The following is a 14,004-nucleotide window of genomic DNA, read 5'->3' on the forward strand; positions in this document are numbered from 1 at the left end:
CATCGGGAATGTCCTCCCACCGCGCTGCAAAGGCTCAACTCCGCCCATCGCCGATGCCCGGACCCTCCGCCATCCCGGCCAGCACCTCTGCCGTATGAAAGACCCGGATCGGCGAGCCGTTCCGGCTCAGTCGCCCGGCGATATTCATGAGACACCCGAGATCACCGCCGATCAGGGTATCGGCGCCGGTCTCGCGGATGTTCCGGATCTTATCGTCGACCATCTTGACTGAAATCTCCGGATACTTGACGCAGAAGGTCCCGCCGAAACCGCAGCAGACCTCGCTGTCGGTCATTTCGTGCAGGGTGAGTCCTTCGACACCGGCGAGCAGCTGCCTGGGTTGGCCCTTGATGCCGAGCCCGCGCAGACCGGAGCAGGAGTCGTGGTAGGTCACGATACCGTCGAGCCTGGCTTGGACGCTTGTGATGCCGAGGACGTCGACGAGGAACGACGTCAGCTCCCAACTCTTTGCCGCAACAGCCGTGGCGCGGTCTCGCCACTCATGATCTTCGGCAAGAAGGACGGGGTAGTCGTGCCGGATGGTCGCCATGCAGGAGCCCGAGGGACCGACGACATAATCGTAGTCCTCGAAGGTGGCGATCACCTGCTTGGCGAGTGCTCGTGCGGAGCCGTTGTCGCCCGAGTTGTAGCCCGGTTGTCCGCAACAGGTTTGGCCTTGCGGCACGCAGAGGATGCAGCCTGCGTCCTCGAGAAGTTTCGCAGCGGCAAAGCCGATCGTCGGCCGGAAGAGGTTCATGAGGCAGGTTGCGAACAGGCCGATACGCAGGGGGGGCTTCGGGGTATCGCTCATCGGACGGGGCTCCGGTAGGTCTTGGACGTGATCCGTAGTCGAAATCGATCCGGTACTCTAAACCGTATGAAGGCGAAACGCGCCGCCGATGGATCGGTCGAGACCAAGGCCGGCTCTTCGGGCTATGCTAGACCATGTGATGACGGACGCGGTTTAATCGGGAGTGATTTGTGGATATCGCCGAGCTACTGGCTTTCAGCGTCAAGAACAACGCCTCGGACCTGCACCTTTCGGCTGGCTTGCCGCCGATGATCCGTGTCGACGGCGACATGCGCCGCATCAATGTCCCACCGCTCGAGCATCGCTCGGTGCACTCGCTTGTCTACGACATCATGAACGACAAGCAGCGCAAGGACTACGAGGAGTTCCTGGAAACGGACTTCTCGTTCGAAATCCCGGGTCTGGCCCGCTTCCGCGTCAACGCCTTCAACCAGAAGCGCGGCGCCGGTGCGGTTTTTCGGACCATCCCCTCGAAGGTCTTGTCGCTCGAAGAGCTGAACGCGCCCGAGAGCTTCAAAGACATCGTCAATGTCCCGCGCGGCCTCATCCTGGTGACCGGGCCGACCGGCTCGGGAAAGTCCACGACCCTTGCGGCGATGGTCGACTATCTCAACGAGACCGAGTACGCGCACATCCTCACCATCGAGGACCCGATCGAGTTCGTGCATACCAGCAAGAAATGTCTCGTCAATCAGCGCGAGGTTCACCGCGACACGCTCGGCTTCAGCGAGGCGTTGCGCTCCGCGTTGCGTCAGGATCCGGACATCATCCTGGTCGGCGAGATGCGTGATCTGGAAACCATTCGGCTGGCGATGACCGCGGCCGAAACCGGACATCTGGTCTTCGGGACGCTGCACACCACTTCGGCGGCCAAGACCATCGACCGCATCATCGACGTCTTCCCAGCGGCGGAGAAGGAGATGATCCGCGCGATGCTTTCGGAGTCTCTGCGCTCGGTCATCGCGCAGACGCTGTTGAAGCGCGTCGGCGGCGGGCGGGTTGCCGCGCACGAGATTATGATCGGCACCCCGGCCATCCGTAACCTGATCCGCGAGGCCAAGGTGGCCCAGATGTATTCGGCGATCCAGACCGGACAGGCGCACGGCATGCAGACGCTGGATCAGAACCTCAAGGAACTGGTCCAACAGGGCCTGGTGTCACGCAAAGACGCCCGGATGAAGGCCCAGAACAAGGACGGTTTTACCTGATCCGCCCCGGCGAACCTGGCCGGGCCGAGCGCTGGTCGGTGGCGCCGCCCTGCACGCCGCCGATTTCGCGGGATACCGATCGTTTGTGAATCGAAGGTCCGGCCGAGCCTGGATGGCTGCCGTCCGGGAGCGACTTTCTGAACAGCGAGGTCTCGTATGGACCTGAATCGTGCAATCGAGCAACTGCTGAGCATGGTGGTCGAGCGCAAGGCGTCCGACCTCTTCATCACCGCGGGCTGGCCGCCCAGCGTCAAGATCGACGGGGCTATCTATCCCGCGACAAAGCATCCCTTGTCGGCCGAGCAAGCGCACGACATGGTGCTCGGTCTCATGAACGATCGCCAGCGCGAGGAGTTTCAGGCGACCAAGGAATGTCAGTTCGCGATCGATCGGCCTCATCTCGGTCGCTTTCGCGTCAGTGCATTCGTCCAGCGCGAGGCAACCGGGATGGTCCTGCGCCGGATCGAGACCGACATTCCGACGATCGAGGCACTCAAGCTCCCCTCGATCCTGCGCGAGCTGGCATTGACCAAGCGCGGCATGGTGATCTTTGTCGGCGGCACCGGGACGGGTAAATCGACCTCGCTCGCCGCGCTGGTGGGATATCGCAACCGGCACAGCTCGGGTCACATCATCACGGTCGAGGATCCGATCGAGTTCGTCCACGAGCATCACGGCTGCATCATCACCCAGCGCGAGGTGGGCGTGGATACCGAGTCCTACGAGGTCGCGCTCAAGAACACACTGCGTCAGGCCCCGGATGTCATCCTGATCGGCGAGATCCGCACCCGCGCGACGATGGAATACGCCATCGCCTTCGCCGAGACCGGCCATCTCGTTTTGGCGACCCTGCACGCCAACAACGCCAACCAAGCACTGGACCGCATCATCAGCTTCTTTCCGGACGACTCGCGCAACCAGCTTCTGCTCGATCTCTCGCTGAATCTCAAGGCCGTCGTGGCGCAACAGCTCGCCCCGCGCAAGAGCGGTCAGGGCCGTCGGGCCGTCGTAGAGATCCTGTTGAACACGCCGTTGGCCTCCGATCTCATCCGCAAGGGCGAGGTGCACAAACTCAAAGAGCTGATGAAGAAGTCCAACGAGCAGGGCATGATCACCTTCGATCAGGCCCTCTTCAATCTCTACCGAGAGGGCGAGATCAGCTACGAGGATGCGCTGCGTTATGCAGACTCGGCCAACGAGGTGCGGCTCGTCATCAAGCTCCAAGGCGGTGCCGCGCAGCGCGAGGCGACCGATCGTATGATCGACGGGGTTTCTCTCGTGCACGACAACGAGTACCGCGGGCGGCGACCCTAATCCGAGCATTCCAGGGGTCTCCGCCCCGGTATCCGCAATCGACTCCGAGACATTACCCTAAACATGTCCAAACGAACCGAACGCGATCACGCCTCCTTGCCGACCGCCCGCGAAGATGCCGTGCGGGCGGCCGGGACCAGCTCGACGCCGCAGACGCGTTCTGCGGCCTACCGTCTCGCTTATACCGATGTCGATTTTTTGATGCGCGACGAGGCGCGGCCGCTGCGGCTCCAGCTCGAGCTGCTCAAGCCCGAGCTGGAGCTCCAGGATCAGCGGGTCGAGTCGACCATCGTGGTCTTCGGCAGCGCCCGGATTGCGGATCCCGAGACGGCTGCACAGAACCTGGTGGACGCCGAGCGCGCGCGGGCCGCCGCGCCGGCGGATCCCCGGGCACAAGCCGCGGTCGAGCGTTGCCGGCGGGCGCTCGATCGCTCGCACTACTATGCCGAGGCGAGGCGATTCGCGCGGATCGTCTCCGAGCAGACGCAGGACGCGAAATCACGTTGTTTCGTGATCGTCACGGGTGGCGGCCCCGGGATCATGGAAGCTGCCAATCGCGGTGCCGCCGACGTCGATGCGGTCTCGATCGGGCTCAGCATCACGCTCCCGCACGAGGAGGCCCCGAATCTCTACATCACCCCGGAGCTGTCGTTCCAGTTTCACTACTTCGCCCTGCGCAAGATGCATTTTTTGCTGCGCGCGAGGGCACTGGTGGTCTTCCCCGGCGGCTTCGGCACCTTCGACGAGCTCTTCGAGACGCTCTGCTTGATTCAGACGAAGAAGATTCGACCCATGCCGGTGATGCTCTTCGGGCGGGCGTTCTGGGAGCGCGTCATCGACTTCGAGGCGTTGGTCGATGAAGGGGTGATCGGTCGCGACGACCTCGCCCTCTTCAGTTTCGTCGAGACCGCGGAGGATGCCTGGTCACGGATCTGTGCGCATTACGACGGGTTGGTCTGCGAATTCTGATCGGGATCCCCCAGTGACCCGCGCCGCCGGCCCGAGCATCGGTCGCGCCGTGCGCGAGACCGGGCCGACTCTCGGCGGCCTCGCGGTCGTGGTCGCGGCTCTCCAATGGGGGAATGCAGTCGCGCAGGGGCTCCCGACGGTGGAGCCCGATGCGGAGGCCATCGAGCTAGCCCCTTTGGTCGTGACCGCGACACGCTCGGGCGAGAGCACCTTCGACCTGCCGGTCGCCATCGATGTTCTGGACAAGGCGATCATCCAGGATCAAAAGCCGATGGTGCTGATCTCCGAGGATCTGCCGCGCGTCCCCGGAACGGTCGTGACCAACCGCGGGACCTACGCGCAGGAAGAGCAGATCATGATCCGCGGCTTCGGCGGGCGCGCCCAGTTCGGGACACGCGGGGTCAAGCTGATCGCAGACGGCATCCCCGCGAGCACACCCGACGGACAAGGCGGACCCGGGCTCTTCGATCTGGGCTCGGCGCGGTCCATCGAGGTGATGCGCGGCGGTTTCTCCGCCCTCTACGGCAACCACTCCGGCGGCGTCGTGCAGGTCTTCACCGAGGACGGCCCGCCCGAGCCGACCCTGTCGGTCCGTCTGATGGGCGGCAGCGACTCCACCTGGATCGCCGGGACCAAGCTCGGCGGCCAGACGGGGCGTCTCAACTATGTCGTCGATCTCTCCCGCGCGCGGACCGACGGCTACCGCGACTGGAGTCGAGCCACCAAGGAGCAGGCCAACAGCAAGCTCGGGATCGCGCTCGACGGCGGCGGTACCCTCAGCCTGATCGTCAACGCCTTGAATCTGCCGGAGGCCCGAGATCCGCTCGGTCTGACGGCGGAGGAGGTCAAGCGCGATCGCCGCCAGGCGTCACCGGCCGCGCTGAGCTTTCAGACCCGCCGTACGCTCGACAACCTCCAGGGCGGGGTCGTCCTGGATCAGCCGCTGAGCGATGCGGACGACCTTCGCGTCATGGCCTACACCGGGACCCGCAGCAACGAGCAGTACCTCGCCATTCCGCTCGTCAACCAGAATGCCATCACGGCCTCGGGTGGCGTGAGCGCATTCGATCGGCGTTTCGCTGGCGGAAATCTCCTCTGGACCCATGCAACAACACTCGCCGACGGCCCCCTGACCCTCATCCTCGGCGGGGAATACGACCGGTCGGCGGAAGCGCGCAAGGGTTATCTCAACGACTTGGGCGAGCGCGCCGCACTGAAGCGGGACGAAGACAATACCGTGGACAGTTGGGGCACCTTCTTTCAGGGCACCTGGGGTTTTGCGCCCGGCTGGAGTCTGGATCTGGGCTTGCGCTACACCGAGGTCCGTTTCGACTCCGACGACGGCTTCATCTGCACCCCCGATCGGGTGACCGCCCCCGGCACACGGCCGGGCACCTGCAGCGGCTCGACCGTCCCGATCACGGCCACCAACCTTAACCCCGACGACAGCGGCAGCCGGACCTACGGCGCTTGGACGCCCGCTCTCGGGCTCCTTTACAACCTGACGCCCTCCATCAATCTCTACGCAAACCTGGGCAAAACCTTCGAGACGCCGACCTTCACCGAACTGGCCTACCGTCCCGACGGCGGCGCGGGTCTGAATCTGGATCTGGATCCCGCCGTGAGCCGACATTACGAGATCGGCGCCAAGGTTTTGCTCGGGGCGGACGCCCGCTTGAACCTCGCACTCTTTCAGATCGACACCGACGACGAGTTGACCGTGGCAACCAACGGCGGCGGACGTGCAACCTTTCGGAATGCACCCGGGTCGCGTCGCCGAGGTGTGGAGCTGCTGCTGGAGTCAAGCCTCGGCCGAGGTTTTGCCGGCTATCTGGCGGCGACCTACCTGGACAGCGCATTCACCGAGAGCTTCCCAGCTTGCGCAGGCATTCCCTGCCGCACCGTTGCGCCGACCCTCAATGTCACGACCGTCGAGGCCGGTAACCGCATTCCGGGCGTTCCCGCGTTCACGGTCTTCGGTGAGCTTTCCTACGCCTACGAGCCCCTGGGGTTCGAGGCGGCAATCAATCTTTACGGTCAGGATAAGGTCTACGTGAACGACCGCAACAGCGAGACGGCACCCGCTTATTGGCTCGCCAACCTCCGCGGCGGCTTTACGCAGGACGTCGGCGGACTCCGGCTCTCGCAGTTCCTACGCATCGACAATCTGCTGGACGAGCCCTACATCTCAGCGGTGAGCGTCAACGCCTCAAACGGTCGGTTCTATGCGCCGGGCCCCGGCACCAATTACCTAATCGGCATCACCGCGAGCTACAGCTTCTGATTCATTGCGCAGCGAAGCCGCGCATCACGGCGCCCCGAGCCTCTCCAAGAGGGTCTGCATGGCGTGCAGGACGTGCCCGGCGATCAGGGTGATGAAGTCGGCTTTGTCGGCCTCCAGATTGACCGTTTCCAAGGCATCGTAGTAGGCGCGGCGGCTGTCGGTGTCGCCGGGGATATTGGCGATGCAGTAGCCGTCGGCGAGCAGGCCCAGGTTCATGACTAGTCGCGCCGTGCGGCCATTGCCGTCGAGAAATGGATGTATCGTCACCAGCCGCTCGTGGGCCTCGGCGGCGCGCACGACAGGATGAAGGTGCAAGGATTCGTCGGTAAGCCACCGCCCGTAGTCCTCCATCAGCTTGGGCACGGCCCAAGGTTGCGGCGGCAGATGGCGGCTGCCGGAGATCATCACCGGCAGGTTGCGGTAACGCCCGGCGTTGTCGCGGTCGATGCCTCGCAGCACCAGCGCATGAAGGTTGCGCACCTCGGCCTCGTCCAGCGCCGCGCCCCGGGCCGCCAGCTCGCGGATATAGAGGACGGCCTCGTAGTGGTTGATCGCCTCGAGATGTTCGCGCAGGGGTTTGCCGCCGATCGTGAGGCCCTTGTGGACCACCAGATCGGTCTCTCGCAGGGTGAGTGTGTTGCCCTCGATGCGGTTGCTTTCGTAGGTGTACTCGATGTCCAACGCCTGCTGCAGTTGTGCGCTGGTCAGTGGCCGAGCGGCATCGAGTCGGGTCTTCAGACCGTCGATCCGCGCGAGTAGGGTCTCGAGCTCAGCCATCTTCATGGTCTCGGGGTACTACCAATGCTCGGGGATCCACCGACGACCGATCATCGCCACCTGGTCGTCGTAGGCGTCGTCCATGTCGCGATCCGGCAGCTTCACCTTGGTCTTGGGGAGCGGGTCGTACGGGAATTGGCTCAGCAGGTGGCGGATCACGTTGAGGCGTGCCCGCTTCTTGTCGTCGGAGCGTACGATCGACCAAGGGGCCGCATCGGTGTCGGTGGCGCTCAGCATGAGGTCGCGTGCGCGTGAGTAGTCGTACCAGCGCTTGCGGGACTCCAAGTCCATCGGCGAGAGCTTCCACTGACGCACGGGGTCTTCGATGCGGGCGCGGAAACGACGCTCCTGCTCGGCGTCGCTGACCTCGAGCCAGTATTTGATGAGCGTGACGCCTTGTTCGACCAGGTTGTTCTCGAACCAGGGCGCCGCCGTCAGGAAGTGACGGCGCTCGTCCTCGGTGCAGAAGCCCATGACGATCTCGACCCCGGCGCGGTTGTACCAGCTGCGGTCGAAGATCACGACCTCGCCGGCGGCCGGGAAATGTTGCAGATAACGCTGCATGTAGAGCTGTGTCTTCTCGCGGTCGGAGGGCGCCGGGAGGGCGACGACCTGGAAGACGCGGGGACTCAGGCGCTCGGTGATCGCGCGAATGGTGCCGCCCTTGCCGGCGGCATCGCGTCCCTCGAAGACGATGACCACGCGTTGTCCGGTGCGCTTGATCCATGCCTGCAGGGCGCTGAGCTCGATCTGCAGCGCGCCGAGCTCGCGCTCGTAGGCCTTGCGAGACATCTTCTTGCGGGGGGCGGCCGTTTCGGGGGCTGTCTCCTTATGCTTCGATTTCTTCTTTCGGTCATGTTTCGGCATGCGCTCGCCTCCTCGTTGTGATCGGCCTCGCTCGGAAGCCGGGCCAGCGCCGGCGCAGGGCTCGGTGGACTTCGCTCCGGCTCGTCCACCCCACCGGTCGGCAGCACCGGGGCGGGTTGGGTGGTTTCCAGGCCACGGTCGCCGGAAACGGTCACGGGGCGACCGAAGTCGTTCCTACGGTCGTCCCAACGTCCATTCCTAAAGCGTTGTCGGTTCGGCCCGGAAATGACCTTAAACCGCGCCGGCTCCAGCGGTCGTCAAGTCTGCCGGGACCGATCCCATCCAAAAACTCGCATATCGCGCCGGGCGCGGTTTAACTCTGCATCTGATGCGGACTCTCGGCCTCGGCGCCGCTCAATGTGTCCGGTTGCTCCCAGGGAAAGTGAGGTAGGCCGAAGAAGGCATGGCGCTGACTCTCGATCCACTCTCGGGTCATCGTCTCCAGCTCCGCGGACTGTTCCTCGAGTCGGAGGCGGTGCGACGGCGCCAAGGCGTCTTTCGGGCAGATCGCGACCTCGAACGGCGGTCCGACGGTGAGGTTGGAGCGCGCCGTCCCCGCAAGCGAGACCAGACACGCGCGTGCCCCGTCGTTGAGGGAGAGGTCTGGCGTGACGATCTGATCCAGGATCGGTTTGCCGTATTTACTCTCGCCGATCTGCAGGAAGGGCGTCTCGGGCGTGGCAGCGATACTGTTTCCCTGCGGGTAGATCATGAAAAGTCCGTGGGGTTGTCCGGCGATCTGTCCGCCCAGGATGAAGGTGGCTTCCACGCTCGCGCCGATCTGCCGCAGCGCGGGACCATGCTCGTTTTGAACCGCCAGGTTGACCTGTCCGATATAGTTCGCTGCCTCGAAAAGGTAGTCCACACTCGCGAGCGTGACCGGGGTGGATAGATCGTTTTGACTCGGATTTGCTGCTTGATCGAGGTCGCGGCGGATTCTGTTCAGCACCTCTTGGGTCGTCGCCAAGTTGCCGGCTGCGAGCAGGACGAACATGCGATCGGGTGCCGGCTGGAAGAGGTGCAGCTTGCTGTACGAGGAGATGTAATCCACGCCCGCGTTGGTGCGGGAATCGGATGCCATGACAAGGCCCTGGTCGAGGCAGAGTCCAACGCAGTAGGTCATTCGGGTGAATCTCCGAGGAGTGGAAGAGTCGGTGTAGAGCGGGTCGGCCCGGGGTGACGCGGATCGACAAAGCGCGCCGGTCCACCCGAGCGGAACCCCGAGTAGGCGGGCAGCATCAAGCTTGAGCCGAGCGGCGTCAAGAACCTCCCGCCTGCCCGCCGCGTTCCTGCGGCATTGTCATGGTGACCTGCGAACATGGACAATGAGCGAGCTCGTCGGGTCATCCGGCAAACCATCCGGGGAGAATCAGGTGAAAGAACGCAACGTCGACGTCGCCATCATCGGCTCCGGCAGCGCCGGACTGAACGCCATGGGGCAGGTCCGCCGGGCGGGCAAGAGCTTCGTCCTGATCAACGGGGGCGAGCCGGGGACGACCTGTGCACGTGTCGGCTGCATGCCCTCCAAGGCCATGATCCAGATCGCCGAGGATTATCATCGGCGCACGCATCTGGGTCGATTCGGCATAGACGGCCACGAGGGCATGATGCTGGACATCCCCGAGGCGCTCGAACATGTCCAGGATCTGCGCGACACCTTCGTGGATCGTGTCCTCGGCAGCAGCACCGACGACATGCCGGAGGATCTCTTCGTTCAGGACTACGCCCGCTTCGTCGAGCCGACCTTGATCGAGGTCGCCGGTCAGCGGATCCGCGCCCGGGCGGTCGTCATCGCGACCGGCTCGCGACCCTTGGTGCCCGAGCCCTGGAAGGCATTCGGCGATCGCGTCATCACCACCGACGAGATCTTCGAGCTCGAGGACCTGCCCGCCGCCATGGCCGTGATCGGACTCGGGACCATCGGTCTGGAGATCGGCCAGAGCTTGGCCCGCATGGGCGTGAAGATCACCGGGTTCGATGCGGTCGATCACATTGCCGGGGCTCAAGACCCGGAGGTCAATCAGTCGGCCATCGAGCTGCTCGGCAAAGAGTTTCCTATCCATCTGGGCGCGGCCGCCGAGATCGTCGGGGAAGACAATCGGTTGCGCGTCACCGCGGGTGATCAGAGCGTCCTGGTCGATAAGGTCCTCTGCAGTATCGGGCGCGTGCCCAATGTCGAGGGTCTCGGGCTCGAGAACTTCGGTGTTGCGCTCGACGCTCGCGGCATCCCGTCCTTTGATCCGAGCAGCATGCAGGTCGGCGACCTGCCGGTCTTCATCGCGGGGGACGTCTCGGGATACCGGCCCATCCTCCACGAGGCCGCCGACGAGGGCAAGATCGCGGGCTACAACGCGGCCCGTATCGACACCGCCCCCGTGCCCGAACGTTTCCGCCGCAAGGTCCCGCTCTTCATCAACTTCTGCGACCCCAACATCTGCGCCGTCGGGATGCGCTGGAACGCGCTGGACCCCGAGACCACCGCGGTCGGACAGATCAAGTTCGCCCCGGTCGGGCGTGCCCTCATCATGGGCAAGAACAAAGGGGTCATCCGTGTCTATGCGGACAAGGCGACCGGGCGCATCCTCGGCAGCGAGATGATCGGTCCCAAAGGCGAGAACCTCGCCCACCTGCTCTGTTGGGCAATCGAGCAGGGCTTGACCGTCGGCGAGCTGCTACGCATGCCGTTTTATCACCCCGTGATCGAAGAGGCCCTACAGGCCGCACTCTATGACCTGTATTCAAAGGTCGAGGCCAAGAACAGCGGAGGCATTACGGAGCTGGTGCGTTTGGCGGATTAAGACGGACCGGTTTTATCGGCGGGGTCTCGTCCGCTTCGAGTCGAGGGTCATGCCTGTATTCATGCCTGTATGAGGGACGGAACGCTAAACCGGAACCGGCCCGCGTTATCCTCATCGCAGTGGGCGAGCCGGCCTGCTGCCTCCCCGCAAACGCGGGCTTTCCGACACCCGCTTGTACGGATGTCGCACCCGATTGCAGCTACGCCGACAGATGCTAGGCTCAAGGTAGAGAGGATACGCGCACCGGTTGGCGCGTGCCTTGGGAGTAGCCATGTTTGTACCGAGCTACAGATCCGCCTTCGTACTTCTCTTCCTGGTCATGTTGACGCTGACGGTGGCGGGCGTCTCAATCAATGCGTACAGGCGGGCAACGCGCGTGTCCCTTGACCTCTCCGCAGACATCCTAACGGAAATGTCGGAGAAGGTGATCAATTGCACCGTCGGGCTGGTGGAGCTGAGTCGCGGCCTGTTGGAGAGCGACGCGGTGGCGGTGCACGAGGGCGGGGGACTGCTGGTACAGCGTGAGCTGCTCCTCGCGCTCTTTGCGAGGCAGCTCACCTTGGTACCGCAGATCCGGTCACTCTACGTCGCCGATGCGGACGGCAATCTCCTGCAGATGTTTCGGATGCCGTATCCGGCGTCGCGCGTCATCGAGCGTGTACTGCCGGATGGCCGGCGGCTCCCGAGTCCGCGCGAGCGGATCATCTACCGCACCGCCGACTTCCGTCCCATCGCCAGGCTCATGGGCAGCAGTCGCGAGGATCCCCGCGAACAGTCCTGGTACCGCCATGCGACGGATTCTCGGCTACACATCTCCGAACTGCACCGGTTTGCGGCGGACAACAGTCCCGGCGTCACCATGGTACAAGCGGTGCAGACCGCCGACGGCACCCTGCATGCAGCGCTCGGCGCGGATGTGACGGTGGCGGGCATCTCGGAGATCCTCGCGGCGCAGCGCCTGCCGGCGGGCGGAGTCGTGGTACTGGTGGATGCCGAGCGTCGTCTGGTGGCTTTCCCGCCCTGGCTCGAGCTCGCCGAGAGTGCAAAAGACGATCTCCCGCGAATCGATCATCTGAACGCCCGCTGGCTGGTGGATGCTTACTCGGGCTCCATCGCGAGCTCGGCGCGGGAGCCCGACAACGGGGCCTTCGAACATACCCTGACGGAGACCGACGGGCGCCGGTACATCACCCACCGGGCGCCCGTGCCGGAGCGGCTTGGCACGGACTGGACGCTGTTCGTCGTCGTACCGGAGGCGTCGCTGCTGAGCGCCGCCGGTCGGGTCTTCGCCGAATCCGCGGTGATCGCCGTCATTGTGCTGGTGGCCGCGGACTTTGCCGTGTCGGTACTGGCCGTGCGAATGTTCGCGCCGCTCGAGCAGTTGGTGCACAACACCGAGCGCATCAGTGCGCTGCGCTTCGACGAGGTGGTGCGGGTGCCGTCCCGGTTCCGGGAGATCCGCACCATGGATGCCGCGATCTGGCGTATGACCCAGGGGTTACAGTCGCTCACCAAGTTTGTGCCGTCGGCGATCGCGCGGCGCCTGGTGCAGTCCGGCACTCCGGCGCACCCGGAAGCGGAGGTGCGGGAGTTGGCGGTGCTCTTCACCGGTATCTCCAGTCTCGTCACCCTCCGCGGAAGGATGCCGCCGGAGCGCATCACGGCGCTCCTCGGCGCGCAGCTGGACGCCTTTACCGAGGCCATCTCACATCGTCAGGGTACTGTCGGCAGTTACCTCGGCGAGAGCATCCTCGCCTTCTGGGGCGCGCCCGTCGCGGTGGACGACAGTGCCGTGCGCGCCTGCGATGCGGCGCTGGCTTGCATGGAGGCGGAAACCGAGCTGCTCGCCGACTGGGATCCGAGCGACATGCCCGTGCCGCGAAATCTGTTCTCGGTGCACCTGGGGCTCTGCATCGTGGGTGCCATCGGGTCCAAGGCGCACATGAGTTACACCGCCGTGGGCGACAGCATTGCCCACGGCTGGGATCTGCGTCGGCTTAACCGTCGTTATGGTACGCGTATCATCGTGAGCGGTACCGCCAGGGCTCAGGCCGGAGACCGCTTCTGGTTCCGCCGACTGGACCGGTTGCCGGCCGGACATCCACTCGCCGGCGATGCGGAGCTGGAACTGTTCGAGCTCGTGGACCGGCGCGAGCATCCCCTCACGACCGCGCGGGCCGCCTACATTGACGCCTACGAGGCGGCGCTGACCGCGCTGCAAGCGGAGCAATGGGACACGGCGGAAAACAGCTTTCGCCCGCTCGCCGCTCAGGCGCCTATGGATGTGGCGGTGGCACTGATGCTCGAGCGCTGCCGCTTACACGACGCTTGGTGGTGTCCGGGTGCGGTTCGGCAAATCCCGGCTGCACCTGAACCTGCACCAGCCCCAACCGGACCGTCGCCGTCCGAACGGAGGTCGGCGTGAATCCCGACACCGACCACCAGCTCGATCGGACCATGGCACGCTTCGTGGCGTTCATCGGGCAGATGAACACCCGCCAGACGGACCTGGAGCAGCGAGTGACCAACCTCTACCTGCTGTCGTTGGTGGCCTTCGTGTTGGTTGTCTCGACGCTGTCCTTTCTCACCATCATCCTCTCGCAGCAGGTTCCGGGTATCACGGCGGCGATCGAGGATATGAACGCACGCTTCGCAGTCATCGCCGACGACATGGTGGCCATGGATCGGAATATTGCCAACATGCAGCGACACATGGAAATCATGCCGTCCCTGGTGTCACACCTGGACGACATCCACGGCAGCGTCGGCTTCATGTCCAACGACGTGGCCAGCATGGCGCTCAACATCGACACTATGGACGACACGGTGCTCGGCATGTCCGCAAGCCTCGGCGACATGCGCCTGTCTTTCGAGGTCATGGAGCAAAGCGTGGGTCGAATGGGGGCTGACATGCGGCACCTCTCACAGCCGATGCGCATGTTCAATTTCTTCAATCCGTTTCGGTAGGGATCCACC

General features: G+C 64.3%; 11 protein-coding genes. 7 read left to right on the forward strand and 4 right to left on the reverse strand.

Annotated features, from left to right (window positions below; translation table 11 throughout):
* Positions 1–34: 34 nt before the first annotated feature.
* A complete protein-coding gene (locus tag LT988_RS13600; protein ID WP_232406108.1) occupies positions 35–811 on the reverse strand; it encodes a (Fe-S)-binding protein in 777 nt (258 codons plus the stop codon).
* A gap of 170 nt (positions 812–981) precedes the next feature.
* Between LT988_RS13600 and LT988_RS13605 the strand changes: the two genes are divergently transcribed.
* From LT988_RS13605 to LT988_RS13620, 4 genes are all read left to right on the forward strand, one after another.
* On the forward strand, positions 982–2,019 hold the full coding sequence (locus tag LT988_RS13605) for a type IV pilus twitching motility protein PilT (protein WP_232406109.1): 1,038 nt from the start codon (positions 982–984) through the stop codon (positions 2,017–2,019).
* A gap of 156 nt (positions 2,020–2,175) precedes the next feature.
* Positions 2,176–3,333 carry a PilT/PilU family type 4a pilus ATPase gene (locus LT988_RS13610; protein WP_232406110.1) on the forward strand — a complete coding sequence of 386 codons (1,158 nt, stop codon included), beginning with the start codon at positions 2,176–2,178 and terminating at the stop codon, positions 3,331–3,333.
* Between the two features lie 63 nt (positions 3,334–3,396).
* Positions 3,397–4,302, forward strand: a complete 906-nt coding sequence (locus tag LT988_RS13615) for an LOG family protein (protein ID WP_232406111.1) — start codon at positions 3,397–3,399, stop codon at positions 4,300–4,302.
* 13 nt (positions 4,303–4,315) lie between these two features.
* Entirely contained in the window at positions 4,316–6,586 is a 2,271-nt protein-coding gene (locus tag LT988_RS13620) for a TonB-dependent receptor family protein (protein WP_232406112.1), read from the forward strand.
* Between the two features lie 24 nt (positions 6,587–6,610).
* Here LT988_RS13620 and LT988_RS13625 read toward each other — a convergent pair whose 3' ends face one another.
* The 3 genes from LT988_RS13625 to LT988_RS13635 form a co-directional block, all read right to left on the reverse strand.
* Complete coding sequence (locus LT988_RS13625) at positions 6,611–7,363, reverse strand: Fic family protein (protein WP_232406113.1); 753 nt, start codon at positions 7,361–7,363, stop codon at positions 6,611–6,613.
* A gap of 18 nt (positions 7,364–7,381) precedes the next feature.
* A complete protein-coding gene (ppk2, locus tag LT988_RS13630) occupies positions 7,382–8,230 on the reverse strand; it encodes a polyphosphate kinase 2 (RefSeq protein WP_232406114.1) in 849 nt (282 codons plus the stop codon).
* 313 nt (positions 8,231–8,543) lie between these two features.
* A complete protein-coding gene (locus tag LT988_RS13635) occupies positions 8,544–9,353 on the reverse strand; it encodes a 20S proteasome subunit A/B (protein WP_232406115.1) in 810 nt (269 codons plus the stop codon).
* 250 nt (positions 9,354–9,603) lie between these two features.
* Here LT988_RS13635 and LT988_RS13640 point away from each other — a divergent pair, with 250 nt between their 5' ends.
* From LT988_RS13640 to LT988_RS13650, 3 genes are all read left to right on the forward strand, one after another.
* On the forward strand, positions 9,604–11,028 hold the full coding sequence (locus LT988_RS13640) for a dihydrolipoyl dehydrogenase (RefSeq protein WP_232406116.1): 1,425 nt from the start codon (positions 9,604–9,606) through the stop codon (positions 11,026–11,028).
* Positions 11,029–11,299: 271 nt separating this feature from the next.
* Positions 11,300–13,453 (forward strand): adenylate/guanylate cyclase domain-containing protein, encoded by a 2,154-nt coding sequence (locus LT988_RS13645; protein ID WP_232406117.1) that lies wholly within the window; start codon positions 11,300–11,302, stop codon positions 13,451–13,453.
* Positions 13,450–13,995: a hypothetical protein gene (locus tag LT988_RS13650; protein WP_232406118.1), complete on the forward strand. Its 546-nt coding sequence runs from the start codon at positions 13,450–13,452 to the stop codon at positions 13,993–13,995. The genes LT988_RS13645 and LT988_RS13650 overlap by 4 nt, the downstream gene beginning before the upstream one ends.
* Positions 13,996–14,004 lie beyond the last annotated feature (9 nt).

Origin of the sequence: Thiocapsa bogorovii (assembly GCF_021228795.1) — a bacterium.
GTDB classification, from domain to species: domain Bacteria; phylum Pseudomonadota; class Gammaproteobacteria; order Chromatiales; family Chromatiaceae; genus Thiocapsa; species Thiocapsa bogorovii.

Bases quoted from the DNA above. Each gene is read 5' to 3' on its own strand.
- LT988_RS13600 (WP_232406108.1), bottom strand. From the start codon at position 811: ATGAGCGATACCCCGAAGCCCCCCCTGCGTATCGGCCTGTTCGCAACC.
- LT988_RS13610 (WP_232406110.1), top strand. From the start codon at position 2,176: ATGGACCTGAATCGTGCAATCGAGCAACTGCTGAGCATGGTGGTCGAG.
- LT988_RS13615 (WP_232406111.1), top strand. From the start codon at position 3,397: ATGTCCAAACGAACCGAACGCGATCACGCCTCCTTGCCGACCGCCCGC.
- LT988_RS13625 (WP_232406113.1), bottom strand. From the start codon at position 7,363: ATGGCTGAGCTCGAGACCCTACTCGCGCGGATCGACGGTCTGAAGACC.
- ppk2 (WP_232406114.1), bottom strand. From the start codon at position 8,230: ATGCCGAAACATGACCGAAAGAAGAAATCGAAGCATAAGGAGACAGCC.
- LT988_RS13635 (WP_232406115.1), bottom strand. From the start codon at position 9,353: ATGACCTACTGCGTTGGACTCTGCCTCGACCAGGGCCTTGTCATGGCA.
- LT988_RS13645 (WP_232406117.1), top strand. From the start codon at position 11,300: ATGTTTGTACCGAGCTACAGATCCGCCTTCGTACTTCTCTTCCTGGTC.